The following is a 23,552-nucleotide window of genomic DNA, read 5'->3' as shown; positions in this document are numbered from 1 at the left end:
CCGCGAGGCGTCCGCCCGGGGAGCCGCGGCCGGGAGGCTTCCCACCGTCCGGGTAGAGGGCCGCGAGACGTCCACCTAGGGGCTGCGGAGCGCGGCGCGCACGAGGTCGCTCGGGAAGCCGCGGTATTCGAGGAAGCGGGCCTGGCGGGCCCGGTCGCGCAGGTCGGCGGGGAGCGCCCCGAAGCGCTTGGCGCGCACCGCCTCCAGGCGCTCGGGCCACTCCCCGGCAAGGGGGGCGAGCGTCTCCTCGATGACCCCGTCGGCGAGGCCCCGCTGGCGGAGGTCCCGCTCGATGGCGAGCGGCCCCCAGCCGCGGTCGACCCGGCTGCGCGCGTAGGACTCGGCGAAGCGCCGGTCGCTCGCGAGCCCGTCCTCGGCGAGGGCGCCCGCCACCTCCCCCGCGAGCGCGGGGTCGACGCCCTTGGCCGCCAGCCGCCGGGCGAGCTCCTGCACGCCGTACTCGCGGCGCGCGAGGAGCTCGAGGGCCTTGCCGCGGGCCCTCGCGGGGTCGGTGACGTCTTTCGGCCTCACAACGCCGCCGGGGTCATCGAGGTCCTTCGGCCTCACGCCGCCGGTTCGGGCTCCGGGGCCTCGACGGTCTCGGGGACCGTCGTCGGGATCAGGCGCGCGCGCAGGGCGGCCTCGATCTCGCCTGCGGTCTCGGGGTGCCCCCGCAAGTACTCCCGGGCGTTGTCCTTGCCCTGGCCGATGCGGTTGCCCTTGTAGCTGAACCACGCGCCGGACTTGTCCACCAGGTTCTCGCGCACGCCGAGGTCGATGAGCTCCCCGAGGCGCGAGATCCCCTCGCCGTAGAGGATGTCGAACTCGGCCTGCTTGAACGGCGGCGCCACCTTGTTCTTCACCACCTTGACGCGGGTCTCGCTGCCGATGACCTCCTCGCCCTTCTTGATGGAGCCGATGCGGCGGATGTCGAGGCGCACGGAGGCGTAGAACTTCAGCGCGTTGCCGCCGGTGGTGGTCTCGGGGTTGCCGAACATCACGCCGATCTTCATGCGGATCTGGTTGATGAAGATGACGAGCGTGTTCGAGCGCTTGATGTTGGCGGTGAGCTTGCGCAGGGCCTGGGACATCAGCCGCGCCTGGAGCCCCACGTGCGCGTCGCCCATCTCGCCTTCGATCTCGGCCTTCGGCGTGAGGGCCGCGACCGAGTCGACGACGACGACGTCGACCGCGCCCGAGCGCACCAGCATGTCGGCGATCTCGAGCGCCTGCTCGCCGGTGTCGGGCTGCGAGACGAGCATGTTGTCCACGTCCACGCCGAGCTTCTCCGCGTAGATCGGGTCGAGCGCGTGCTCCGCGTCGATGAACGCCGCGGTGCCCCCCTTCTTCTGCGCCTCCGCGATCACCTGCAGGGTGAGCGTGGTCTTGCCCGAGGACTCGGGTCCGAAGATCTCGACGATGCGCCCGCGCGGCAGGCCGCCGATCCCGAGCGCGATGTCCAGGCCGAGCGACCCGGTCGACACGACGTCCACGTCGCGCACGGCCTTGGTGTCGCCCATGCGCATGATCGCGCCCTTGCCGAACTGCCTCTCGATCTGGCCGAGAGCCGCGCTCAACGCCCGCTTCTTGTTTTCGTCCATCGGGATTCCCTCTGCTTGCACGTCCCCTGTGACTCGGGCCTCGGGGAACGGTCCCGTCGGCCTCCCTGCCCGCTTCGCCGCCGGAGCGGCACGCTGCAAAGGGGATTATCCCACAGGGGTGGCGGGGGGGACTATTTCAGAGGGGGGATTCACCGCAGGGGCGCGAAGGCGCAGAGATGAATGATCTTGATATCTATCTCTGTGTCTCTGCGTCTCTGCGGTTCCCCCCCCGCAGGGGCCAGCTGCGCAGCACCCGGTACTCGCTGCCGGCGGGGGTGAGCGCGCTCTCGACCAGCACGAAGTGGTCCACCGGCCAGGGGATGGGCTCCACGTCGAGCGCGGGGGGCTCGGCGGGGACCTTGCGGGCCAGCGTCGCGTGGACCTCGAAGGGGCGGTTCTCGCGCGGGAAGCCGCAGGCCTCGCAGCCCGCCTGGAGCGCCCGGACGAGGTCCAGGAGCGGTGGCGGGGTCACGGAGGAGCCGGCCCAGAAGACCTGGGGGCGCCGCCACCAGCCGGTCCGGTCGAGGGTGACGGCGAAGCCTTCGGCCTGGATCGCGCCAGCGGCCGCCTCGACGCAGGCCCGCCGGGCGGCGTCGGCCGCGCCCAGGAAGACCAGGGTGACGTGGAGGTTCTGGGGTGGGGTCAGGCGCCCGCGGGGCAGCTTCAGGCCTGCGGTGACGCCGGCCAGGGCGGCGCGCACCGTGGGGTCGGGCCAGAGGGCGAAGAACAGGCGCTGGGCGGACTCGCCGGCCTGCACTCAACCCACCGCTTCGAGGATCCCCTGGAGGGCGGCGAGCACCGCCTGCTGGCGCACCATCTCGCGGTCGCCCGCGTAGTGGCTGCAGCGGGCCCGGGTCTCCTGCCCCGCGAGCGCCCAGGCGAGCCAGACGGTGCCGACCGGTTTCGCGGGCGTGCCCCCCCCGGGGCCGGCGATGCCGCTGATGGCGACGCTCACCCGGGCGTCGCTGCGGGCGAGCGCGCCCTCGGCCATCTGCCGGACCACCTCCTCGCTCACCGCGCCGTGGCGGTCGAGGGTGTCGGGGCTGACCCCGAGCAGCTCGCGTTTGGAGGCGTCGGAATAGGTGACGAAGCCCCGGTCGAACCAGACGGAGCTCCCGGGGACGGAGGTGACGACGTGTGCGACTCCGCCGCCCGTGCAGGATTCCGCCGTCACGAGGCGCAGACCGCGGTCTTCGAGCTGACTGCCCACCCGGGCCGCCAGCCGGCGTGCGACGTCCATAGGCTGCGAGCCTCGCAGGGACCGACCCGCTCGAGGCCCGTGCCGCCGGCCTCCCTGACCGCCCGGCCCCTGGCCTCCTCGTCCATAAGCCTAATTGATGGCCCTATTTTTCCGAATTATCACCTTTGGGATAGGTGGATCGGCGGGCCTGGAAGAAGGCCTGGAGGCGGGCCGCAGACTCCGCGGGGAGGACGTCGGGCGTGACCGCCACCCGGTGGTTCAGGCGGTCGGTGCCGAGGAGCTCGAAGACGCTCCCCGCGGCGCCGCCCTTGGGGTCGCGGGCGCCGAACACCACCCGCTCGACGCGGGCGTGGATGATCGCGCCGGCGCACATGGCGCAGGGCTCGAGGGTGACGTAGAGGGTGGTGCCCGGGAGGCGGTAGTTGGCGAGCCGCTGCCCCGCCTCGCGCAGCGCCAGGATCTCCGCGTGGGCCGTGGGGTCGCTTGCGGCCAGCGGGCGGTTCCACCCCTCCCCCACCACGACCCCGTCCCGCACGAGCACCGCGCCGACCGGCACCTCCCCCTCGGCTGCGGCGCGGTCCGCGAGCTCCAGCGCCCGGCGCATCCAGCGCTCGTCCCCAGCCGCTTCACAGGGCGACGTGTCGTTCAGCGAGGCCCTTACGGCCGCATCGGGCTCCGGCTCCAGCGCCTCGGAAACGACATTGGTGCCCAGGACGATCATTTCGACGCTCCATTGAACCCCCGCCATCAGGCTCTCGTATGGGATCTTCAAACCGTCGTGCAGCCTCTTGACCATCCGCAGGCTCAACGGGCGCCTCCGGTTCAGCACCTCAGACACGCGGCCGCTCTGCCCGATGTACGGCTCCAGATCGCGCGGCGTCAGCCCTTCCTGCTCCATCCGGAAATTGATCGCCTCCACCGGATCAGCGGGCCCGAAGTCGTAGTACTTCTCGTACGCCTCGATCATTGAGTCGTATGGCGCTCGCGGATGCTCCGCAGACTTTTACCGTCATTTTTACCGTCAAATTGCAGGGGGACACGGAAACTCACCAACAACAGTCGCGAGCTATGCAGGCGCGGCCTCGCGCGGCGATACCTTGCGAACAATGTCGTCCCGAGTGGCCAAGGTCTTCAGGTCGTAGTCGGCCTGCAGTGCCAGCCACGACGCGGCGTCGCCGCCGAAGTAGCGCGCCAACCGCTCGGCCGTATCGGCAGTGACGCCACGGCGCTCCTTCACGATCTCGTGAATGCGCGTGGCAGGTACTCCGAGCGCCATGGCCAAGGCGTTCACGCTCATAGTCAATGGCGCCAGATACTCTTCACGCAACACTTCGCCCGGATGCACGGCGCGCATTCGGTTCACCACTCGCCCCATGGCCACACTCCTTCAGTGATAGCCAACGATCTCGACGTGGTCCGGACCGGAGTCGGTCCACACGAAGCACAGCCGCCACTGATCGTCGATGCGCACGCTCCACTGCCCAGCCCGATCGCCCCTGAGCGCTTCAAGCCGATTGCCTGGCGGCGAACGCATGAAGTCCAGCGCCTTCGCCGCGTCGAGCATCCCCAGCTTGCGGGTCGCGACCATCTCGATGGCGCGGAAGCGCCTGGGATGTCCGCCTTCGAACAAGGCCTGCGTGTCCTTGCAGCGAAAGCTCCGGATCATGAGCGCATGATATTACGCCACGCGTAATACGACAAGAGGGATAGCCTTCCGACGCGTCACGACAGCCCGCTGGTGGCCGCTTCACGAGGAAGCCTGCCCAACGGGCGTTCGAGGACGCACTGCAGCCACGAAATCGTTCAAGACCTGCGGTTGGCGACCAACGCGGCCAAGCACAAGCCGCCCGAGTTCCAGCTGCTCGTCAGCAATGCCGAAAGGCTCGGCGAAGCGATCTGGGCGGAGTAGCCGCTTCCCAGCCGCCGGTTGACGATCACGCCTCGCGGGGTCGACTCAACCCGTAGGCCCGCGCGATCCGTTCGGCAATCTCGCTGACGCTGCTGTTGATCTTGAGCGACCTCGGATCGATGGAGCGATCTGCCTCGATCGCGTCGAGGAAGCGGTTCAAGTCCTGCGCGATTCGCTCGACGACGGGTATTCGCGTGTCCGGGGCGAGCAGCTGCGACAGGCGGAGCACGTCGTTTGCGTGCTTGCGAATGTTCTTGGTGTCGATCGGCTCACCCTTGGCCTGAAGTTCGCCGAGGTCCAGCCAGGCGCTGGCCTTGAGCGGAATCAGTCTGTCCTCGCCTACCCACGGCAGGCCGTCGAGTTCCCTGCGCCCGGCCAGAATGAACTCGTAATACGCATCGTCGAGCAGGATCGCGGACAAGCTCGCCACCGCCTCGTCGATGGGAATCGGCGTGAGGTGACTGCCTTCGGCCAGCCTGATCCCTTCGGGGGCCCGGCAGAACAGTTCGAGCATGGCGGGAAAACGCTCATCGGCCGGCTTCTGGAATCGATAGAAGACTGGCTTCCCGGTGTCGCTGGCCTGTCGGATTTCGTGGCGGCCCACCTCGATGAAGCGCCAGAACACTTCGCCGAATGACGGGCTGAGCGCTTCGATGTGCAGGACGATGTCCAGGTCCTTCGTCGCCCGGAACTCGAGCCCTGCCTCCTCCATTGCCAGACTCGCGGCCGTGCCACCGATCAGCACGAACTGATCCGCGGGGCCGGCCAAGTGCTCGCGAAAGACGTCAAGTCCCCTCACCACGGAAAGCGCCCCTTCAGCTCATCCAGCGCGAGTTGAACACGCTCGTCAGGGTTGCCCTGCAGGCTGAGTGTCAAGGAAAGCGGATCGACCGCATCGCTGTCTCGCACGAGTGCCGGGCTGTAGTGCCAGAGCTCCCATTCGCAGGCACCCGGCAGCGGCTCCGGCAGCGTCTCGAAGCCGGCCTGTGTCGCCGCCTTCCACTCCGCCTGTGCGACGGCGTAGGTCGGCCACTGGGGTTCACTGAGCATCGAAAACCGCGCGAGCGCGCTCAGACCCGCGAGCCTCAGCGGACGCGGCCTCGACTTCGGAGGGGGAAGCATCCAGACCCGACGCTTGACCGGGCTGCGCAGCATCGGTCTCGCGTGCTCCCAGGTCTGCGCGGCGGTGCGCTCCGTATGGAGCCATCGCACCCTCCCCTCGTTGCGCAGGGCCGCAATGCCGGCGGCCGTGAGCTCCTTGACCGCTCGCGACAGCGTCATCGGGGTGTAGCCCAACTCGCCGACCACCTCGGCAGGCTGCCACTCGGCGCGCCACGGCCTTCGCAGCAGGATGGCGATCAGCATCGCCTGCGTCGCCGGGCTGAGCGCGGTCCGCGCAGCGAGCGTCGGCTTGCGAAAGTACTCGCGCAGGTCGATCCCGAGATCCGGCAGATAGAGCTGGTTGCCAGGTACCAGAAACGGCACCTTCTGCTCGATGAGGCGCTTGCGTTCGTAGGACGCGAGGGTGCGGGTGACGTAGACCACCGGCATCCCGGCAAGTTGCCGGAGCTTGTCCATCTGGCCGCGAACGTTGGCCAGCCCGGCCCGGTCGGCCCGCTGATCGATCGCCAGGAGAATCTGGCGATCCAGGAGCGTCAGTTCCCTGACCTCGAACGCTTCCTGCAAGAAATAGGGCAGCTTGCCGGCGCCCGCCCACGCGCGAACGTTGGGCACGATTCCCAAGGTCTCATGCAGATACGCGTGGACGGCAGCGTCGTCAGCACGCTTGGTGGGGGCTTTATCTAACATAGAGCGCGCACGATAACATACGTACTGTTATCGTGCAATGCACTGTTACCTAAAGTGCCTGCCAGGGGCCCGAGCCGGTCCGGGCAAAAGTCACTCCCACTCAATCATCAACGCCTTCTGTAAGCCATTGATTCGCTTGTACGACATCTCGAACCGCGCTGGTTTTACCGTCAGATGTACCGCCAATTAGCCTGGCATCCCCGCGCGCAGCTTCCACCATCGATCGACATCTATCGAGAACAGTCGGCGCGTCCACGATGACCAGCTTTCGAGATCTATCGCGGTCTATCGAGTCCTGGGGCACTGGCGAGCGCTCCGTCGAGCCTCGCCCTGACCCGCGCGTGACCATGCGGCTCGACCCGGCACCAACGAAGCTAAGTGCTTCTTGTACATCAGTTTCTCGAACGATTTTTTACCGTCAACCGGGGCATGGTCACCCCGCCGCCGCGTGAAAGACGCGGATCCTTGGCGAAAGCTTGGCTCGCAGCTCCCGATCCGCGACCCGGATGTCGTACTCGGACTGCAGGTTCAGCCAGAACCTGGGCTCCATGCCGAAGAACAACCCGAGCCGAAGCGCGGTGTCCGCCGTGATAGGGCGCTGGCCGTTCACCAACTCACTGATCCGACTCGGTGAGACGTCGATGTCCGCCGCGAGCTGACGGGCGCTGATGCCCATGGGCTTCATGAAATCCTCCAGCAGGATCTCGCCCGGATGAATCTCCTCGAGCAGCTTGGTCATGTTCGGCGCTCCTAGTGGTAGTCCACGATCTCGACGTTGTGAGCTCCGTCCGACTTCCAGACGAAGCAGATCCGCCACTGGTCGTTGACGCGAATGCTGTGCTGGCCCCTGCGGTCGGCCTTCAGTGCTTCCAGCTGGTTGCCCGGCGGGATGCGCAGGCTGGCGAGCTCAGTGGCGGCGTGGATCTGAAGCAACTTGCGCCTGGCGACGCGCTCGATATTCCGGAAGCGGGATACCGCACGGCTGAGAAACAAGGCCTCGGTATCGGCGCACGCGAACGAGCGAATCATGTCGCATTGTGGTCCGCGAGAAAGGTTCCGTCAAGCGGAACCTCGTTCGCGGAAACAGACCGCACCACGGTAGCCCGACCACAGTTGCTGGCAACGTCGCCCTGAGCGTGCTGAGCCAGCAGGATGCAGAAGTGTCGGTTCTCCCTCGGTAGCGTATCGAAATCCCGCAGCCCCAAGCGTCGCGCAGCAATCCGACACTTTTCCTCGGAAGTCCGTATCTACAACCAAGGACCCGCAACGCCCCTCCCCGTACCCATCGCCAACGAGACCCGAGGACAGGATCAATGTGCTACTGAACAATTCGTGAGGCGCGTCGCCTGCGCGGCGCTCCTTCCCCATTTCGCGACTTGCGAGCTGCCCTACGTAACGAGGCTGGAGACAGCCCCGACGCGCCGCTTCGTCCCCCTCACTCCCACTCGATGGTTGCGGGGGGCTTGCTGGAGATGTCGTAGGCGACGCGGGAGATGCCCCGCACCTCGTTGATGATGCGGTTGGAGACGTGGGCGAGGAAGTCGAACGGGAGGTGGGCCCAGCGAGCCGTCATGAAGTCCACCGTCTCCACTGCGCGCAGGGTGACGACGTAGTCGTAGCGGCGGGCGTCGCCCATGACGCCCACCGAGCGCACCGGCAGGAACACGGCGAAGGCCTGGCTCGTCTTGTCGTAGAGGTCGGCGCGGCGCAGCTCCTCGATGAAGATGGCGTCCGCGCGGCGCAGGAGGTCCGCGTACTCCTTCTTCACCTCGCCGAGGATGCGCACGCCGAGCCCGGGCCCCGGGAAGGGGTGCCGGTAGACCATGTCGTAGGGCAGCCCCAGCTCGACGCCGAGCCTGCGCACCTCGTCCTTGAAGAGCTCGCGCAGCGGCTCCACCAGCTTCAGCTTCATGCGCTCCGGCAGCCCGCCCACGTTGTGGTGGGACTTGATGACGTGGGCCTTGCCCCCGACGCCCGCCGACTCGATGACGTCCGGGTAGATGGTGCCCTGGGCGAGCCAGCGCACGTCGGGGAGCCGGGCCGCCTGCTCGTCGAAGACCTCGATGAAGAGCCCGCCGATGGTCTTGCGCTTCTGCTCGGGGTCGGAGACGCCGGCGAGCGCGCCGAGGAACCGTTTCTCGGCGTCGACCCGGATCACCTGGATGCCGAGGTGCTGGCCGAAGGTGCGCATGACCTGGTCGCCCTCGTCGAGCCGCAGCAGCCCGTGGTCGACGAAGACGCAGGTGAGCTGGTCACCGATCGCCCGGTGCAGGAGCGCCGCCACGACCGAGGAGTCGACCCCGCCGGAGAGGCCCAGCAGGACGCGGTCGCTGCCCACCTGGTCGCGCACCCGGCGCACCGTGTCCTCGATGATGCGCTCGGCGCGCCAGAGCTCGCGGGCGCCGCAGATCTCGTGGACGAAGCGGTTGACGATGCGCTGGCCCTGGCGGGTGTGGGTGACCTCGGGGTGGAACTGCAGGCCGTAGAAGCCGCGCTCCTCGTCCGCCATTCCGGCGATGGGCGAGTTGTCGCTGGTGCAGATGGTGCGGAAGCCCGGCGGCAGCGCGTCGACGCGGTCGCCGTGGCTCATCCACACGTCGAGCAGGCCGTAGCCCTCGGGGCTCGCGTGATCCTCGATGTCGCGCAGGAGCCGCGAGTGCCCGCGGGCGCGCACGCGGGTGTGGCCGTATTCGCGCTGGGCGGAGCCCGCCACCGAGCCACCGAGCTGGGCGGCCATGGTCTGCATCCCGTAGCAGATCCCGAGCACGGGGACACCGAGCTCGAAGACGACCCCGGGGGCGCGCACGTCGAGGGACTCGGTGACCGACTCGGGGCCGCCGGAGAGGATGATGCCCCGCGGCCGGAACGCGCGGATGGCCTCGGCGGGGAGGGAGTACGGGTGGATCTCGCAGTACACCCCGGCCTCGCGCACGCGGCGCGCGATGAGCTGGGTGTACTGGGAACCGAAATCCAGGATCAGGATCCGGTCGGCGTGGATGTCGGTCATCTCAGTCCAGCCGGTAGTTCGGGGCTTCCTTGGTGATGGTCACGTCGTGGACGTGACTCTCGCGCATGCCGGCCGCGGTGAGGCGCACGAAGTGGGGCTTGCGGCGCATCTCCTCGACGCTGGCGCAGCCCGTGTAGCCCATGCTGGCGCGCACGCCGCCGAGGAGCTGGTGGATGATGGCGGCGAGCGGTCCCTTGTAGGGGACGCGGCCCTCGATGCCCTCGGGGACGAGCTTCTCGCGGTCGGCGGTAGCGTCCTGGAAGTACCGGTCGCTCGAGCCCTCGCGCTGGGACATGGCGCCGAGCGAGCCCATGCCGCGGTAGGACTTGTAGGAGCGGCCCTGGTAGAGCTCCACCTCGCCCGGCGATTCCTCGGTGCCCGCAAAGAGCCCGCCGATCATCACCGAGTGGGCCCCGGCGGCAATCGCCTTGGCGATGTCGCCCGAGTAGCGGATGCCCCCGTCGGCGATGAGCGGGACGTCGGTGTCCCAGAGCGCCTCGGCCACGTCGGCGATGGCGGTCACCTGGGGCACGCCGACGCCGGCCACGATGCGCGTGGTGCAGATGGACCCCGGCCCGATCCCCACCTTGACCGCGTCGGCGCCCGCGTCGACGAGCGCGCGCGCGGCCTCTGCGGTGGCGATGTTGCCGCCGATGACCTGCACGTGGGGGAAGTTCTGCTTCACCCAGCGCACCCGGTTCAGCACGTTCTGGGAGTGGCCGTGGGCGGTGTCGACGACCACGACGTCCACCTCGGCCTCCACCAGCGCCGCGACCCGCTCGTCGGTGCCCACACCGGTCCCGACGGCCGCGCCGACCCGCAGGCGCCCAAGGGCGTCCTTGCAGGCCCAGGGGAATTCGGTGGCCTTCTGGATGTCACGCACGGTGATGAGGCCCCGGAGCTGGAAACCGCCGTTCACCACCAGCACCTTTTCGATGCGGTGCTTGTGCAGCAGGCCCACGATCTCCTCCCGGTCGGCGCCTTCGCGCACCGTCACCAGGCGCTCCTTCGGGGTCATGACGGCGCTGACCGGCTGGTCGTAGCGGGTCTCGAAGCGCAGGTCGCGGCTGGTCACGATGCCGACCAGGTTGTCGCTGTCCACCACCGGCACGCCCGAGATGTTGTGGGCACGGGTGATCTCCATCACCTGGCGCACGCTCGTGTCCGGGGTGACCGTGATCGGGTCCTTGATGACGCCGCTCTCGAAGCGCTTGACCTGCCGCACCTGGCGGGCCTGCTCCTCGGCGGTCATGTTCTTGTGGATGATGCCGAGACCGCCCTCCTGCGCCATGGTGATCGCCAGGCGGCCCTCGGTGACGGTGTCCATCGCCGCCGCGAGCAGGGGGACGTTCAGCGCGATGCCCCGGGTGAGGCGGGTCTGCAGGCTCGTCTCGCTCGGGAGGACGGTCGAGTGGGCCGGGACCAGGAGAACGTCGTCGAAGGTGAGGGCTTCCTTGGCGAGCCGCATGGGATGGACACCTCGGAGAGTCGGGACTCGGGAGGGGGTCGAGATAAGCCGGCGAGTATAGGGTTTGGCCGGGGGGCGGTAAACCGCGCGGCCCACCTTTGCGCCTGCGCGCCTTTGCGGTAAAAGCCTCCCATGGCACCTCGACCGAAGTCCGCGAGCACCGAAGGCGCAGGGCCCGGCCCCACGGCCGACGCCCGGGACGTCTACACGGTCACCCGGCTCAACCAGGAGGCGCGGGACCTGCTGGAGCTCACCTTTCCCTACCTCTGGGTCGAGGGGGAGGTCTCGAACCTGGCGCGCCCGCCCTCGGGCCACCTCTACTTCACGCTGAAGGACGCCTCGAGCCAGATCCGCTGCGTCCTGTTCAAGAACGCGAACCGGCTGCTGCGCACGCTGCCCCGCGACGGGCAGAAGGTGCTGGTGCGGGCGCACCCGAGCCTGTACACGGCGCGCGGGGACTTCCAGCTGCTCGTCGAGTTCCTCGAGGACTACGGGGCGGGGGATCTCCGTCGGGCCTTCGAGCTCCTGCAGCAGAAGCTCCTCGCCGAGGGGCTCTTCGATCCGGCCCGCAAGCGGGCGCTCCCCGCCTTCCCGCGCCGGGTCGGGGTGGTGACCTCGCCGACGGGCGCGGCCATCCACGACATCCTCCACGTCCTCGGCCGGCGCTTTCCCTCGCTCCCCGTGCTCGTCTACCCGGTGCCGGTGCAGGGGCCGGACGCGGCGCCGGCCATCGCCGAGGCAATGCGCCTCGCGGGCGAGCGGGCCGAGTGCGACGTGCTGATCCTGGCCCGGGGCGGCGGCTCGCTCGAGGACCTGCAGCCCTTCAACGAGGAGATCGTGGCCCGCGCGGTCGCGGCCTGCCCCATCCCGGTGGTGACGGGCGTGGGGCACGAGGTCGACGTGACGATCGTGGACTTCGTGGCCGACGTGCGCGCGCCGACCCCTTCGGCGGCCGCCGAGACGGTGAGCCCGGACCGCGAGGAGTGGCGCCACCGCCTGGACCGGCTGGCCGGGCGGCTCTCCGGGGCCGTGGGGCGGCGGCTGGGGCGGGAGCGCGAGCGCCTCGAGTGGCTCGCCCGCCGGCTCCCCGACCCCCGGCGGCTGCTGCGCGAGGCGGCCCAGCGTGCCGACGGGCTGGCGCTGCGCCTGCTCGCCGCCACCCGGGGCGCCCTCGACCAGCGGGGGGCGCGCCTGGCCCGACTCGCCGCGCGGCTCGAACGCCAGAGCCCCCGCGAGCGGCTGGTCACCCTGCGCACCCGCGAGCAGCACCTGGCCCGGCGCCTGGACCTCGCCGTCGCCCACCAGCTGGAGCGCGAGCAGGCGCGCCTCGGCGCCGCGGGGCGCGCCCTGGACGCGGTGGGGCCGATGGCGACCCTGCGCCGGGGCTACGCCATCGTCACCCGCGAGGAGGACGGCCGGCTCGTGACGGCGGCCTCCCAGGTCGGGCCCGGCGATCGCCTGCGCACGCGCCTCGCCGAGGGCGAGGTGCTGAGCCGGGTGGAGGGCGGTTAGGGGCGCCGCCCCCCGGCCTGCTCCTCGGCGTGGTAGGAGGAGCGGACCAGCGGGCCGCTCGCCGCGTTGCGGAATCCCAGGCCGCGGGCGAGCTCGCCGAGCTCCGCGAACTCCGCCGGCTCCAGGTAGCGGGTCACCGGGAGGTGGTGGCGGGTCGGCTGGAGGTACTGGCCGAGGGTGAGGAGCGTGACCCCTCGCGCGCGCAGGTCCTGCAGGACCGCGTCGACCTCGGCCCGCGTCTCCCCGAGCCCCAGCATCAGCCCGGACTTGGTGGGCACGGCGGGGTGCGCGGCGCCGAAGCGGCGGAGCAGCTCGAGCGAGTGCCCGTAGTCGGCGCCGGGACGCACCGCGCGGTAGAGGCGCGGGACGGTCTCGAGGTTGTGGTTGAAGACGTCGGGCGGGGCCTCGGCGAGGGTCTCCAGCGCGAGCTCGAGGCGCCCGCGGAAGTCCGGGACCAGCACCTCGACCCGGGTCCCCGGCGAAGCCGTGCGGATGGCGCGGATGCAGGCGGCGAAGTGCGCGGCGCCCCCGTCGCGCAGGTCGTCGCGGTCGACCGAGGTGACGACCGCGTGGCGAAGCCCCAGCAGCGCCACGGTCTCCGCGAGGTGGGCCGGCTCCTCGGGGTCGAGGGGCTCGGGGCGGCCGTGGGCCACGTCGCAGAACGGGCAGCGCCGGGTGCAGACGTCACCCATCACCAGGAAGGTGGCGGTGCCGAGGGAGAAGCACTCCCCGAGGTTGGGGCAGGCGGCCTCCTCGCAGACCGTGTGCAGCCGCTGCCGGCGCAGGAGCGCGCGCACCCGCCGGACCTCGGGGCCGGAGGGGGCCTTCACCCGGATCCAGGCCGGCTTGCGCGCGGGCGCCCCCGGCACCGCTTCGACGCGCACCGGGATGCGGGCGACCTTGTCGGCGCCCTTCTCGCGCGGGGCATCCACCCGACTCATGACCCGCCGATGGGACCGTAGACGCGGTCCCAGAGATTGACGATGGCGCAGAAGAGGTCGGCGGTGCGCTCCGCGTCGTAGAGGGCGGAGTGGGCCTCGGCCTCGTTCCAGGGGAAGCCGGCGACCTGGACCGCCCGGGCGAGGACGGTCTGACCGAACGCGAGTCCGGCGAGGGTGGCGGTGTCGAAGGCGGTGAAGGGGTGGAAGGGATTGCGCTTCGCTCCGCTGCGGCGCGCCGCCGCGTTCACGAACCCCAGGTCGAAGGAGGGGTTGTGCCCCACCAGCACGGCCCGGGTGCACCCGTTCCGCTTGAGCGCCCGGCGCACGGGCTTGAAGACGTGCTCCAGCGCGTCCTTCTCAGGCAGGGCGAAGCGGAACGGGTGGTGAGGGTCGATCCCGTTGAACTTCAGGGCGTCCGGGTCCAGCACCGCGCCGGGGAAGGGCTCCACGTGGGCGTGGTGGGTCTCCTCGCGCACCAGCTGCCCGTCCCGGTCCCGGCGCAGCGTGACCGCCGCGATCTCGAGGAGCGCGTGGCGCTCCGCGTCGAACCCACCCGTTTCCACGTCGACCACCACCGGCAGGTACCCCCGGAACCGCCCCGACAACGGGGCGCCCTCGGCAGGGACGACCGGGCTCACCCGGCGAGCCTCCACGCCACGCCCTCCCCCGCCCGGAAGGGCACCAGCTCCTCCTCGCCCATCGCGAGGGTGGCCGGGACCGTCCAGGGCTCGCGCACCAGGGTGACGCGGTCGCGGTTGCGGGGCAGGCCGTAGAAGTCCGGGCCGTGGAAGCTCGCGAAGGCCTCGAGGCGCTCGAGCGCGCCGGCCTGCTCGAAGACCTCGGCGTAGAGCTCGATCGCGGCGTGGGCGGTGTAGATCCCCCCCGGGGCGCTGCCGGATTCCTTGCGCCGGCGCGGGTGCGGCGCGCTGTCCGTGCCGAGGAAGAAGCGCGGGTGCCCGCTGGTCGCGGCCTCCACGAGGGCCAGCCGGTCCTCCTCGCGCTTGGCCACCGGCAGACAGAAGTGGTGGGGCCGCAGCCCCCCCGCGAACATGGCGTTGCGCGAGAGCAGGAGGTGGTGAGGGGTGATGGTCGCGGCGAGCCGCTCGGGGCCGCCCCGCACCCGCGCGACGCCCTCGCGCGTGCTCACGTGCTCGAGCACCACCTTGAGCCCGGGGAAGCGCTCGATGAGCGGGAAGAGGCTGCGCTCGAGGAACACCCGCTCGCGGTCGAAGATGTCCACCTGCGGGTCCGTGACCTCGCCGTGGATGAGGAGCGGGAGGCCCGTCTCGGCCATGGCGGCCAGCGCCCCGTGGGTCCGGGTGAGGTCGGTGACGCCCGCGTCGGAGTGCGTCGTCGCCCCCGCGGGGTAGAGCTTCACCGCGGCGACCGCCCCGCTCGCCCGCGCCCGCAGGATCTCGGCGGGCGTCGTCTCGTCCGTCAGGTAGAGCGCCATCAGCGGCTCGAACGAGAGCCCCGCGGGCACGGCCGCGAGCACCCGTTCCCGATAGGCCAGCGCCTGCGCCGTGGTGGTGACCGGGGGCAGCAGGTTCGGCATGACGATCGCCCGGCCGAAGCGCCGGGCCGTGTCCGGCGCGACTGCGGCGAGCGTCGGCCCGTCGCGCAGGTGCAGGTGCCAGTCGTCGGGACGGGTGAGGCTCAGGGTCGGAGTCGCTGCGGTCACGGTGGGTCCTCGGGGGGCGACAGGGGGAATGCGCGATGGTACGGGCGATGGTACGGGCGTTGGAGCCGGAGTTGAAATTGGAGTTGGAAGTGACTTTAAATAAGTTATATTTATCGCATCGATAAAAACATTCTATTTGGAATATTCGAAGGCGCTAATATACTGATGCTCACCGGGGCGCCATAGGGGCCTCGCGAAAAACCGGAAAAGATTCACAAGGGCAATCTGGAGAACTGAACAAATGAAGACCATTGCAAAGACTCTTGCTGCTGTCGCCATCGTCGCCGCGTCTGCCACCTCCGCGCAGGCCTGGTGGGGTCCCTGGGGCAACAGCGGCTACGGCGGTGGCCCCTGGAACGGGATGGGTGACATGTTCGGCGACGTCGACGCCAACTTCTCGTCGCGCGGCTGGGGCCGTGGCAACGGGTACGGCTATCCGTACGCCGGTGGTTACGGCGCCCCCTACGGCTACGGCGCCCCCTACGGCTACGGCGTGCCCTACGGCGCGGTGCCCCCGGCGGTTGTAGCGCCGGTTGCGCCGGTCGCCCCGGCTGCCCCCGCTGCGGCGCCGAGCAAGTAAGAAGTACTGACGGTGCGGTGAAGAGGGGCACCGCGAGGTGCCCCTCTTCTTTTACCCACCCGCTTTACCCCTCCTCCTGCGCTACGGGCGTGCACGGGCTAACGTGCACGCCTTTTTTTTCGTGAGCCGCGCGCGGAGGCGATGCCGATATAATCCCCCGCCGCACACCCGCTGCACACCTGGTGCCACTGCGGGTGAGGAGTCCTGGAGATGGCCGACGAGGCAAAGCTGCAGGCAACGACAGGGGCCGGCGCGGCCGAGGGCGCCGACCTGCGCACGCAGGTCCTGGTGCTGGGCGGGGGGCCGGGCGGTTACACCGCGGCCTTCCGCGCGGCGGACCTGGGTCGGCAGGTCACGCTGGTGGAGCGCGGGGAGACCCTCGGCGGGGTCTGCCTGAACGAGGGCTGCATCCCCTCGAAGGCGCTGCTGCACGCCGCCGAGGTCCTCACCGCGGCCCGCGAGGCGGAGGCCCTCGGCATCACCTTCGGCCCGCCCCGGGTGGACCTGGAGAGGCTCCGGGCGTGGAAGAACGAGGTGGTGGGCAAGCTGACGGGGGGCCTCGCGCAGCTCGCCCGCCAGCGTAAGGTCCGGGTGCTGTGTGGGGAGGGCCGCTTCCAGTCCGCCCACGAGCTGCGGGTCGACGGCCCCGAGGGGCCGCGCACGGTCACCTTCGAGCACGCGGTGATTGCGGTCGGGTCCGAGCCCGTGCGCCTCTCCGGTTTCCCCGACGGGGACCCCCGGATCATCGACTCCACGGGGGCGCTCGCCCTCCCCGACGTGCCGGGCAGCCTGCTGGTGGTGGGCGGCGGGGTGATTGGCCTGGAGATGGCGACTCTGTACGCGGCCCTCGGCAGCCGGGTGACGGTGGTGGAGCTGACGGGCCAGCTGCTGCCGGGCTGGGACGGCGACCTCGTCCGCCCCCTGCAGCGCCGGCTCGCGAAGCGCCTGGCGGGGATCCACGTGGGGACCCGGGTGGTGGGCGTGCAGGCAGAGGACGCGGGGCTCGCGGTCACCTTCGAGGGACCCAAGGCGCCGCCGCCCACCGTCTTCGACCGGGTCCTGGTGGCCGTCGGCCGGCGCCCCGCGGGGGCGCGGATCGGGGCGCAGAGCGCCGGGGTCTTCGTGGACCCGAAGGGCTTCGTCCCGGTGGACCGGGAGCAGCGCACCAACGTCGCCCACATCTTCGCCATCGGCGACGTGGTGGGCCAGCCCATGCTGGCCCACAAGGCGACCCACGAGGGCAAGCTGGCGGCCGAGGTGATCGCGGGCCAGCCGGTGACCCTCGAGGCCCGGGACATCCCGGGCGTCGCCTACACCGATCCGGAAGTGGCCTGGGTGGGGCTCTCGGAGGCCGAGGCCGAGGCCCGCGGCATCGAGGTGGACCGCGCCGCCTTCCCCTGGGCGGCGAGCGGGCGGGCGCTCGGCATGGGCCGCGAGGAGGGCCTGACCCGGCTCCTCTTCGAGCGCGCCACGGGGCGGCTCCTGGGGGCCGGGATCGTGGGGCCCCACGCGGGCGACCTGATCGCCGAGACGACGCTGGCCCTGCGCATGGGGGCGCGCGCGGGGGACCTCGCCCGCACGGTCCACGCCCACCCGACCCTCTCCGAGACCGTTGCCCTCGCGGCGGAGATGGCCGAGGGGACCATCACGGACCTGCTGCCTGCACGCCGGCGCTAGCCGGGGCGCCCGCGAGGGCGTAGGTGCCCCGCGCCCGCTGTTTCGCCGCGTACATCGCCTCGTCGGCGCGCCGCAGCAGCGAGGCAGGGTCCCGGGCATCCGCCGGGTAGATCGCGACGCCCACGCTGGCCCCCGCGGGTAACTCCCGGGTGCCCACCCGCAGCGGAACCGCGAGGGCCTCGAGCACCTTGCGGGCCACCCGCTCGGCGTCGCCCGGCCCGGTGATCCCCTCCAGGATCACCACGAACTCGTCGCCCGCGAGCCGCGCCACGGTGTCCTGCTCGCGCACGCTCGCGGTCAGCCGCTCCGCCACCCCCTGCAGCAGCTGGTCGCCCACCAGGTGGCCGTGGAGGTCGTTGACCTCCTTGAAGCGGTCCAGGTCGACGAACAGCAGCCCGACGCTGCGCCGCTCCCGGTTGGCGCGGTGCATGGCCTGCTCGAGCCGGGCGCTGAAGAGCAGCCGGTTCGGCAGGCCGGTGAGGGCGTCGTGGTGGGCGAGATACTCGAAGCGGGCCTCGGAGCGCTTGAGCATGCTGACGTCGCTGAAGACGCCGATGTGGTAGACGGGCGCGCCCGCCTCGTCCCGGATGACGGTGATGGAGAGCCACTCCGGGTAGACCTCGCCGCTCTTGCGCCGATTCCAGATCTCGCCCTGCCAGTGGTTCTCGCTCGCGAGCGCCGTCCAGATCCGGCGGTAGAACTCCTCGTCGTGGCGCTCGGAGCGCAGGAACCGCGGGGTCTGTCCCAGCACCTCCTCGGACCCGTAGCCCGTGATCCCGCAGAACGCCGGGTTCACCGCGAGGATGCGGTTGCGGGCGTCGGTGACCACGATGCCCTCGGCCGCGCTGTCGAAGACGCTGGCGAGCAGGCGGAGCTTCTCCTCCGCCTCCTTGCGCTCGACGATGGTGGCGAGGGTGCTGGCAATGGAGAGCAGGAATTCCTGCTCCGGCCCCAGGTCGGGCAGGTGGTCGCAGTCCGCCGCGAGGCTCACCGCCAGCAGCCCCAGCAGGCGGTTGCCCGAGCGGATGGGCACGCAGCAGTACGGGAGGAAGGGCGAGTGCCCGTGGTCACAGGCCGCGCAGGCGATGCGGGCGCCCTCCGTGCCGAGCCCGAGGGAGGTGGTGAGCGCGCCCGAGTCGAGCAGCTCGAGGACCGCCTTCTGGAACGCCTCGCAGGCGTCCTGGCTGACGGTCAGGGGTCCGCTCGCGTGGCCAACGCTGGAGAGCGCGATGACCCCGCCGCCGCCGAGGGGGAGCCAGGGGATCGAGAGCGCCTCGCGCAGGGTGCGCTCGAGCTGCTGCTGCAGGGAAACCGGCTCGAAGGCGAGGCGCAGGATGCGGTTCAGCATCGCCTGCTTCAGGCTGCTCACCCACAGCCTCTGCTCACCGCTGCGCTCCGCGGCCTGGCGGCGCAGCTCCGCCTCGCTCGCGACCCGCGCCCGGGTCTCGCGCCGCAGGCGGGCGCGCCCGAGCAGCCACGCGCCCGCGAGACCCAGTACGAGGAACGACAGGAGTCCGAGGACCACGACGTCGCGCATAGGGTCTCGTCCCTCCCGGGCTCGTTTTCGTTATCGGTCCGCGCCGTTCGTCACCGCTCGATGGTGAAGAATAGATCAGCGCCGGTGCGCGCTCCCGTCTCCGACTGGATCTGCAGGTGGCGGTTGATGTCGTAGCGCACCTGGACCACGTCCCGGGCATCGAACAGCCCCACCAGGTAGCGCACGTAGAGGGCGGGCGAGAGGTGCCGGGCGATGACCACCGCGGTCTCTTCGGCGGTGACGCCGGGGGCGGTGCGCCGCTCCGTGGTCTCCATCCCCAGCGACTCGATGCCGAGGGTGGAGCGCAGGGTGCCGGTCAGGCCCACCTGCTCCGAGAGCCCCATCGCCGCGGCGGCCGCCGCCATCGACTGCTGGGTGCGGTCGTCGATCTGGCGGGACCGCCGCCCGAGAAGCAGGTAGGCGAACGCGTCCGCCGGGCCCAGCAGGGGGTCCGAGAACAGGCTCGCGTCGGGTGATTTCAGGGTGCCGATGATCCGCACCCCCACGTGCCCGTCCGGCACCTCGCGGATGGCCTTCACGTCGAGCCCCGGGTCGTCGAGGGGACTGTTCGCGTAGAGCGCGCGGCCGCGCTCGACCTTCAGGTCCTGGCCGTGGGCCCGGTAGACGCCCTCCACCAGGCTCACCTCCCCCTGGGCGAGCAGCAGCCGGCCGGGGGCAGCCTGCAGGCGCAGGTTGCCCTCGAGCCGGCCCTTCACCCCGAACCCGTCGATGACGACCCGCTGGCCGAGGGCGAGCGCCACGTCCGCGGTCACCTCCCAGGGGGAGACCCGGGGCGCGGGTGCCCCCCGGCGCATGACCACCACGTCCGCCGAGGCGGCGTCGGCCCCCTGGGGCAGGCCCCGCGGCTTGAGCTCGGCCGAGGCCACCCGCACCGTGCCCCCGAGGGTGGCGCGCCGGCCGCGAACCTCCACGCTGAGGTCCGGGGACAGGCGCACCCGGGCCTCGGGGACATTGACCGCGGGCACGTCCTCGCCCCGCACCCGGAGCGTCGTGGGCCAGCCCTGGGCGAGGTCGAGGGCGGTGCGCCCGGTCACGGTGAGGGGTCGGTCTCCGGAAAGGGCCCGCGCCTCGTAGGCGAGAACACCCGGCTCGGGGCTCTGGAGGGAGAGCGTGAGACCGGTGAAGCGCACGCCGAGGCGGGGCACCTCGAGGCTGCCCTGGCGCACCTCCGCCTGGCCGCGCACCTGGGGCCGGCCGAGCGTGCCGGCGAGGGTGAAATCGGCCGTCACCTCGCCCCGCAGGTCCTCGAGCTCCCGGACCAGGGTCTCGAGCAGGTCCAGGCGCCGGAGCGAGACGGAGACGGTCCCCTGCAGGGGCGTCGAGGGGGCGAGCGGCCGGTCCGGCTGCCAGCCGCTCAGGGTGGCCTGGCCCCGGGCCGAGCCCACCTCGGGCAGGGGGAGGTCCAAGCGCAGGGCAAGCGCGTTCCCCTCGAGACGGGCCTGCAGCGAGGTCTCGGCGTAGGCGACCTGGCGGGCCTGGCCGCCCGCCCGGAAGCCGATCTTCCCGGGGGCGAGGGTCAGCCGGGCCTCGCCCGTGGCGGCCCCCTTCTCCGAAAGGCTCCCCTCGGCCCGCAGCCGGGCCGACCCCTGGAGATCGAGGCCCTCCGGCAGCCAGGGCCGCAGGGGGGTGAGCGCTAGGTCGCTGCCCTCGACCCGCCCCGACCAACCCTTCGAGGGCTCCCGCGCGAGCTCGCCGCAGAGCCGGCCGAGCCGTTTCTCCCGCCAGCAGAGGGTCGCGAGGTGCAGGCGGCCTCGCCCCACCTCGAGGGCCGCCGGGCGCTCGAGCCGCCAGTCCCCCCAGCCTTCGCCCTGGACCTCCCCCGACTCGAGCGTGCCCCGCCAGCCCGGCCCCTCGCGCAACGCCCCCTGGAGCACGGCGTGGACCCGCCCCCCGGGGCCGCTCGCGTCGGCAGTGATCCGGTGCCCGGTCGTGCGCCCGGAGCCCTCGATCCGGACCCGGTCGACCCGCGCGGCGAGGGAGGCCGCAGCCCCGGGCAGGGCCCGGGCCAGGTCTTGGGTGTCGAGCGACCAGCGCAGGTCCACGGGGTCCCCGACCTTCCCGCCCGCCTCCAGCCGTCCCGCGAGGCCGACGGCGGGCAGCCCGGGGGCGAGGGCCGCCAGGTCGAGACGCTGCACCTCGGCGGCCAGGTCCAGGTCGATGCCCGACAGCAGGTCGCCGAGGCGGGCGACCACGTCAGCGTCGAGCCAGCCGCGTACGCCGAGCGTCGCGTGGAAGGCCCGGATCCCGCCCCCGAGCCGGAGCTCCCCGCTCAGGGGACCCTGCCGGGGCGCGTCCCAGCGCCAGGGGCCGACCGCGTCGATGCGATAGTCGCCGAAGGGCTGGAGCTGCCCCGAGAGCTCGACCGCGAGGGTCGGGGTGTGCAGGGCGAGGGTGCCGACCGTCAGCGCGCCGGCCAGCTCGACCCCCGTCGCCTCCCCCCGCTCGAAGACGGTGGGCTCCCGCTCCCCGAAGGCCAGCCGGAATCCGTCCACGTGCAGGCGCTCGAGGACGACCGGCAGGGGCGGGCGCAGGTCCGGGAGGCGCTCGGGCGGCGGGGTGTCGTGCTTGCGGACCTCGAGGCCGGAGACGGCGACCTCGCGCAGCAGGACCACCCCCCGCAGGAGCGCGGACGGCTGCCAGCGCACGGCGATGCGGTCCGCCCGGGCACTCACCTCGTGGTGCTCCAGGCGCACCTCCTCGAGCTCGATCCCGCCGAGGAGGCGCCCGGAGACCGCCCGCACCGAGAGCCCCGGCACGTCTGCGAGGAGCCTTGGGACGAGCCAGCGCGCCCCGGCCTCCGTGGCGAGGGTGAGGCCCCCGGCCGCCGAGGCGAGGAGCAGCAGGAGACCGAGCAGGGCCTGGATCACAGGTCCGGCCCGATCACCACGTGCACGCGCAGGGGGTTGCCCGGCTCGTCGATGGCCGAGGCCACGTCGAGGCGCACGGGTCCCACCGGCGAGAGCCAGCGCAGCCCGAGGCCCGTGCCCTGCTTCGGGTGGAGCTCGTGGGGCTCGAAGGCGTTGCCCGCGTCGTAGAAGGCCGCCAGGCTCCAGTTGCCCGCCACGCGGTGCTCGTACTCCAGGCTCCCCACCAGGAGGTAGCGCCCCCCGGCGACCTTGCCCCCGGCGTTGCGGGGCCCGATCTCGTCGAACGCGTACCCGCGCACGCTCTGGTCCCCGCCGGCGAAGAAGCGCAGCGAGACCGGCAGGTCTTCGAGGGACGAGGCGAGGGTGAGGCCCCCGTCCGCCCGGGCCAGCAGCCGGCCGTCCTCACCGACCCCCTGCACGAACTTCGCCTGGCCCCGGGCCCGCAGGAAGGTGCTGTCCGAGAAGGCCCCGGCGACCGCGCCCCGCAGATCCAGGCCGAGGCGCCGGCCGGCGCGGGGCCGCACCTCCTCGTCGGCGTCGATGCTGACCCACTGGGCCTCCGGCATCAGCCGCTCGGTGACGCCCGACTCCCGCCCCACCTCGTAGTCCTCGTACTCGTAGTTGAGCCGGATCGTCTCGCGCCAGTCCTTGCGCACCACGCTGCGGCCCACGGCGACGCTCGCCACCCGAGTGCGGAAACTGACCGTGTCCTCGTCCTCGCCCCGGACCTCGAAGCGCAGGGCCTCGGTGGCAGGTCGCGCGAGCGGGACCAGGTAGTAGGCCTTCAGGTCGTTGATGCGCTCCGAGGCCTGGCCTTCGACCCCCGCCCGGTGGCCCGACTGGTTGACTCGCCGGTTCTCCCACCCGGCCCGCACCCGGGGCCCCGTGTCGGTGCCGTAGCCGAGCCCGGCCCGGTAGCGCTGGCGGGGGCGCGGCGTCAGGCGGACATCCAACGGCACCTCCCCTTCCCGCGCCTCGCCGATGCGCGGCGTCACGTCGACGCCGGAGAAGTACTCGCTGTCCGCGAGCCCGGTCTGCATCTCCAGCACCTGGGCGCGGGAGTACGGGTCTCCGGGCGAGAACGGGACGTAGCGGGAGAGGAACGCGGGGTTCAGGATGTCCTGCTCGAAGGAGACCGCACCGAACCGGTGGCGCGGGCCCGTGTCGAGCTCGAGCGCGACCGTGGCGGCGTAGCGGTCGAGGTCCACCTCGACCGTGTGGCGGGTCCACTCGGCACGCAGGTAACCCTGGTCGGCCGCCTCCTGCTGCAGGGAGCGCTTGGCCGACTCGTACACCCCGTGCTCCAGGGGCTCACCCTGGCGCAGGGGCAGGTCTGCGAGGACGCGCCGCAGGGCGGGGTCGTCCGCGCCGTCGCCGGTCACCCGCACGGAGAGCGATTCGATGCGCACCGGCTCGCCGGGCTCGACCAGGAAGCGCGCGACCCAGGTCTCGCCCCCCTCGTCGAGCTCGCCGCTCACCCGCGCCCGGTACCGTCCGAAGGGCTCGAGCGCGGCGAGGACCTGGTCGGCCGCGCGCTCGTAGAGACGGCGGACCCGGCTCGCGAGGAGGTCGGGGGTCGCCTTTTCCTGCTCGAGATCGAGCGCGGCGAGGACGGCGGCGAGCTCCCGCCCCTCCAGGCCCTCGACCTGCACGTCGAGCGTCAGGGCTCCGGCACTCGCGACCCAGAGCCCGAACAGCAGGCAGACGAGACGGCCGGCGCGGCGCATGCTGCGATTCTAGA

22 protein-coding genes are annotated in these 23,552 nt (G+C 71.5%); 3 read left to right on the top strand and 19 right to left on the bottom strand.

What is annotated here, in order from left to right; genetic code table 11:
• Positions 1-75: 75 nt before the first annotated feature.
• The 13 genes from KA217_00205 to guaB form a co-directional block, all read right to left on the bottom strand.
• A complete protein-coding gene (locus KA217_00205) occupies positions 76-567 on the bottom strand; it encodes a regulatory protein RecX (protein MBP7710878.1) in 492 nt (163 codons plus the stop codon).
• Positions 564-1,601, bottom strand: coding sequence for a recombinase RecA (gene recA, locus KA217_00200; GenBank protein ID MBP7710877.1), 1,038 nt, complete (start codon positions 1,599-1,601; stop codon positions 564-566). Before recA ends, KA217_00205 begins: the two co-directional genes overlap by 4 nt.
• A gap of 193 nt (positions 1,602-1,794) precedes the next feature.
• Positions 1,795-2,358 (bottom strand): RNA 2',3'-cyclic phosphodiesterase, encoded by a 564-nt coding sequence (thpR, locus tag KA217_00195; GenBank protein ID MBP7710876.1) that lies wholly within the window; start codon positions 2,356-2,358, stop codon positions 1,795-1,797.
• Positions 2,359-2,841, bottom strand: a complete 483-nt coding sequence (locus KA217_00190) for a CinA family protein (GenBank protein MBP7710875.1) — start codon at positions 2,839-2,841, stop codon at positions 2,359-2,361.
• Between the two features lie 103 nt (positions 2,842-2,944).
• Positions 2,945-3,523, bottom strand: a complete 579-nt coding sequence (gene tadA, locus KA217_00185; GenBank protein ID MBP7710874.1) for a tRNA adenosine(34) deaminase TadA — start codon at positions 3,521-3,523, stop codon at positions 2,945-2,947.
• 345 nt (positions 3,524-3,868) lie between these two features.
• Positions 3,869-4,177, bottom strand: coding sequence for a HigA family addiction module antidote protein (locus KA217_00180; protein ID MBP7710873.1), 309 nt, complete (start codon positions 4,175-4,177; stop codon positions 3,869-3,871).
• Between the two features lie 12 nt (positions 4,178-4,189).
• Positions 4,190-4,468 carry a type II toxin-antitoxin system RelE/ParE family toxin gene (locus tag KA217_00175; GenBank protein ID MBP7710872.1) on the bottom strand — a complete coding sequence of 93 codons (279 nt, stop codon included), beginning with the start codon at positions 4,466-4,468 and terminating at the stop codon, positions 4,190-4,192.
• Between the two features lie 268 nt (positions 4,469-4,736).
• Entirely contained in the window at positions 4,737-5,513 is a 777-nt protein-coding gene (locus KA217_00170; protein MBP7710871.1) for a hypothetical protein, read from the bottom strand.
• Complete coding sequence (locus KA217_00165; protein ID MBP7710870.1) at positions 5,507-6,520, bottom strand: hypothetical protein; 1,014 nt, start codon at positions 6,518-6,520, stop codon at positions 5,507-5,509. The genes KA217_00170 and KA217_00165 overlap by 7 nt, the downstream gene beginning before the upstream one ends.
• 433 nt (positions 6,521-6,953) lie before the next feature.
• Positions 6,954-7,259, bottom strand: a complete 306-nt coding sequence (locus KA217_00160) for a HigA family addiction module antidote protein (protein MBP7710869.1) — start codon at positions 7,257-7,259, stop codon at positions 6,954-6,956.
• An 11-nt stretch (positions 7,260-7,270) separates the two neighbouring features.
• Positions 7,271-7,549 (bottom strand): type II toxin-antitoxin system RelE/ParE family toxin, encoded by a 279-nt coding sequence (locus KA217_00155; protein ID MBP7710868.1) that lies wholly within the window; start codon positions 7,547-7,549, stop codon positions 7,271-7,273.
• 406 nt (positions 7,550-7,955) lie between these two features.
• Positions 7,956-9,527, bottom strand: a complete 1,572-nt coding sequence (gene guaA / locus KA217_00150) for a glutamine-hydrolyzing GMP synthase (GenBank protein ID MBP7710867.1) — start codon at positions 9,525-9,527, stop codon at positions 7,956-7,958.
• A gap of 1 nt (position 9,528) precedes the next feature.
• The gene (gene guaB / locus KA217_00145) at positions 9,529-10,995 is read right to left on the bottom strand and encodes an IMP dehydrogenase (GenBank protein ID MBP7710866.1); all 1,467 of its coding nucleotides are present in this window, start codon (positions 10,993-10,995) and stop codon (positions 9,529-9,531) included.
• A 132-nt stretch (positions 10,996-11,127) separates the two neighbouring features.
• Between guaB and KA217_00140 the strand changes: the two genes are divergently transcribed.
• Positions 11,128-12,507, top strand: a complete 1,380-nt coding sequence (locus KA217_00140; GenBank protein MBP7710865.1) for an exodeoxyribonuclease VII large subunit — start codon at positions 11,128-11,130, stop codon at positions 12,505-12,507.
• Here KA217_00140 and lipA read toward each other — a convergent pair.
• The 3 genes from lipA to pyrC are packed head-to-tail and all read right to left on the bottom strand — an operon-like array spanning position 12,504 to position 15,129.
• Positions 12,504-13,448: a lipoyl synthase gene (gene lipA / locus KA217_00135; GenBank protein MBP7710864.1), complete on the bottom strand. Its 945-nt coding sequence runs from the start codon at positions 13,446-13,448 to the stop codon at positions 12,504-12,506. The two genes, KA217_00140 and lipA, sit on opposite strands and share 4 nt — an antisense overlap.
• The gene (rnt, locus tag KA217_00130) at positions 13,445-14,086 is read right to left on the bottom strand and encodes a ribonuclease T (protein ID MBP7710863.1); all 642 of its coding nucleotides are present in this window, start codon (positions 14,084-14,086) and stop codon (positions 13,445-13,447) included. The genes lipA and rnt overlap by 4 nt, the downstream gene beginning before the upstream one ends.
• A complete protein-coding gene (pyrC, locus tag KA217_00125) occupies positions 14,083-15,129 on the bottom strand; it encodes a dihydroorotase (GenBank protein ID MBP7710862.1) in 1,047 nt (348 codons plus the stop codon). The genes rnt and pyrC overlap by 4 nt, the downstream gene beginning before the upstream one ends.
• A gap of 241 nt (positions 15,130-15,370) precedes the next feature.
• On the opposite strand from pyrC, the gene KA217_00120 reads away from it, so the two are divergent.
• Positions 15,371-15,709, top strand: coding sequence for a sulfur globule protein CV1 (locus KA217_00120; GenBank protein MBP7710861.1), 339 nt, complete (start codon positions 15,371-15,373; stop codon positions 15,707-15,709).
• Positions 15,710-15,919: 210 nt separating this feature from the next.
• Positions 15,920-17,386 carry a dihydrolipoyl dehydrogenase gene (gene lpdA / locus KA217_00115; protein ID MBP7710860.1) on the top strand — a complete coding sequence of 489 codons (1,467 nt, stop codon included), beginning with the start codon at positions 15,920-15,922 and terminating at the stop codon, positions 17,384-17,386.
• On the opposite strand, the gene KA217_00110 is transcribed toward lpdA, so the two are convergent.
• Genes KA217_00110 through KA217_00100 form a run of 3 tightly spaced genes read right to left on the bottom strand, consistent with a single transcriptional unit; the run spans position 17,355 to position 23,538 of the window.
• Positions 17,355-18,923, bottom strand: coding sequence for a sensor domain-containing diguanylate cyclase (locus KA217_00110; GenBank protein MBP7710859.1), 1,569 nt, complete (start codon positions 18,921-18,923; stop codon positions 17,355-17,357). The two genes, lpdA and KA217_00110, sit on opposite strands and share 32 nt — an antisense overlap.
• A 50-nt stretch (positions 18,924-18,973) precedes the next feature.
• Positions 18,974-21,811 carry a translocation/assembly module TamB domain-containing protein gene (locus tag KA217_00105; GenBank protein ID MBP7710858.1) on the bottom strand — a complete coding sequence of 946 codons (2,838 nt, stop codon included), beginning with the start codon at positions 21,809-21,811 and terminating at the stop codon, positions 18,974-18,976.
• Positions 21,808-23,538, bottom strand: coding sequence for an outer membrane protein assembly factor (locus KA217_00100; protein ID MBP7710857.1), 1,731 nt, complete (start codon positions 23,536-23,538; stop codon positions 21,808-21,810). The genes KA217_00105 and KA217_00100 overlap by 4 nt, the downstream gene beginning before the upstream one ends.
• Positions 23,539-23,552 lie beyond the last annotated feature (14 nt).

It is taken from the genome of Gammaproteobacteria bacterium (assembly GCA_017999615.1).
In the GTDB taxonomy this organism is placed as follows: domain Bacteria; phylum Pseudomonadota; class Gammaproteobacteria; order JAABTG01; family JAABTG01; genus JAGNLM01.
This window is presented reverse-complemented; position numbering and strand designations above follow the sequence as displayed.

Bases quoted from the DNA above. Each gene is read 5' to 3' on its own strand.
- KA217_00110 (MBP7710859.1), bottom strand. From the start codon at position 18,923: ATGCGCGACGTCGTGGTCCTCGGACTCCTGTCGTTCCTCGTACTGGGT.
- lipA (MBP7710864.1), bottom strand. From the start codon at position 13,448: ATGAGTCGGGTGGATGCCCCGCGCGAGAAGGGCGCCGACAAGGTCGCC.
- KA217_00140 (MBP7710865.1), top strand. From the start codon at position 11,128: ATGGCACCTCGACCGAAGTCCGCGAGCACCGAAGGCGCAGGGCCCGGC.
- KA217_00190 (MBP7710875.1), bottom strand. From the start codon at position 2,841: ATGGACGTCGCACGCCGGCTGGCGGCCCGGGTGGGCAGTCAGCTCGAA.
- KA217_00100 (MBP7710857.1), bottom strand. From the start codon at position 23,538: ATGCGCCGCGCCGGCCGTCTCGTCTGCCTGCTGTTCGGGCTCTGGGTC.
- guaA (MBP7710867.1), bottom strand. From the start codon at position 9,527: ATGACCGACATCCACGCCGACCGGATCCTGATCCTGGATTTCGGTTCC.
- KA217_00180 (MBP7710873.1), bottom strand. From the start codon at position 4,177: ATGGGGCGAGTGGTGAACCGAATGCGCGCCGTGCATCCGGGCGAAGTG.
- recA (MBP7710877.1), bottom strand. From the start codon at position 1,601: ATGGACGAAAACAAGAAGCGGGCGTTGAGCGCGGCTCTCGGCCAGATC.
- lpdA (MBP7710860.1), top strand. From the start codon at position 15,920: ATGGCCGACGAGGCAAAGCTGCAGGCAACGACAGGGGCCGGCGCGGCC.
- KA217_00160 (MBP7710869.1), bottom strand. From the start codon at position 7,259: ATGACCAAGCTGCTCGAGGAGATTCATCCGGGCGAGATCCTGCTGGAG.
- KA217_00165 (MBP7710870.1), bottom strand. From the start codon at position 6,520: ATGTTAGATAAAGCCCCCACCAAGCGTGCTGACGACGCTGCCGTCCAC.
- KA217_00155 (MBP7710868.1), bottom strand. From the start codon at position 7,549: ATGATTCGCTCGTTCGCGTGCGCCGATACCGAGGCCTTGTTTCTCAGC.
- tadA (MBP7710874.1), bottom strand. From the start codon at position 3,523: ATGATCGTCCTGGGCACCAATGTCGTTTCCGAGGCGCTGGAGCCGGAG.
- KA217_00120 (MBP7710861.1), top strand. From the start codon at position 15,371: ATGAAGACCATTGCAAAGACTCTTGCTGCTGTCGCCATCGTCGCCGCG.
- guaB (MBP7710866.1), bottom strand. From the start codon at position 10,995: ATGCGGCTCGCCAAGGAAGCCCTCACCTTCGACGACGTTCTCCTGGTC.
- KA217_00175 (MBP7710872.1), bottom strand. From the start codon at position 4,468: ATGATCCGGAGCTTTCGCTGCAAGGACACGCAGGCCTTGTTCGAAGGC.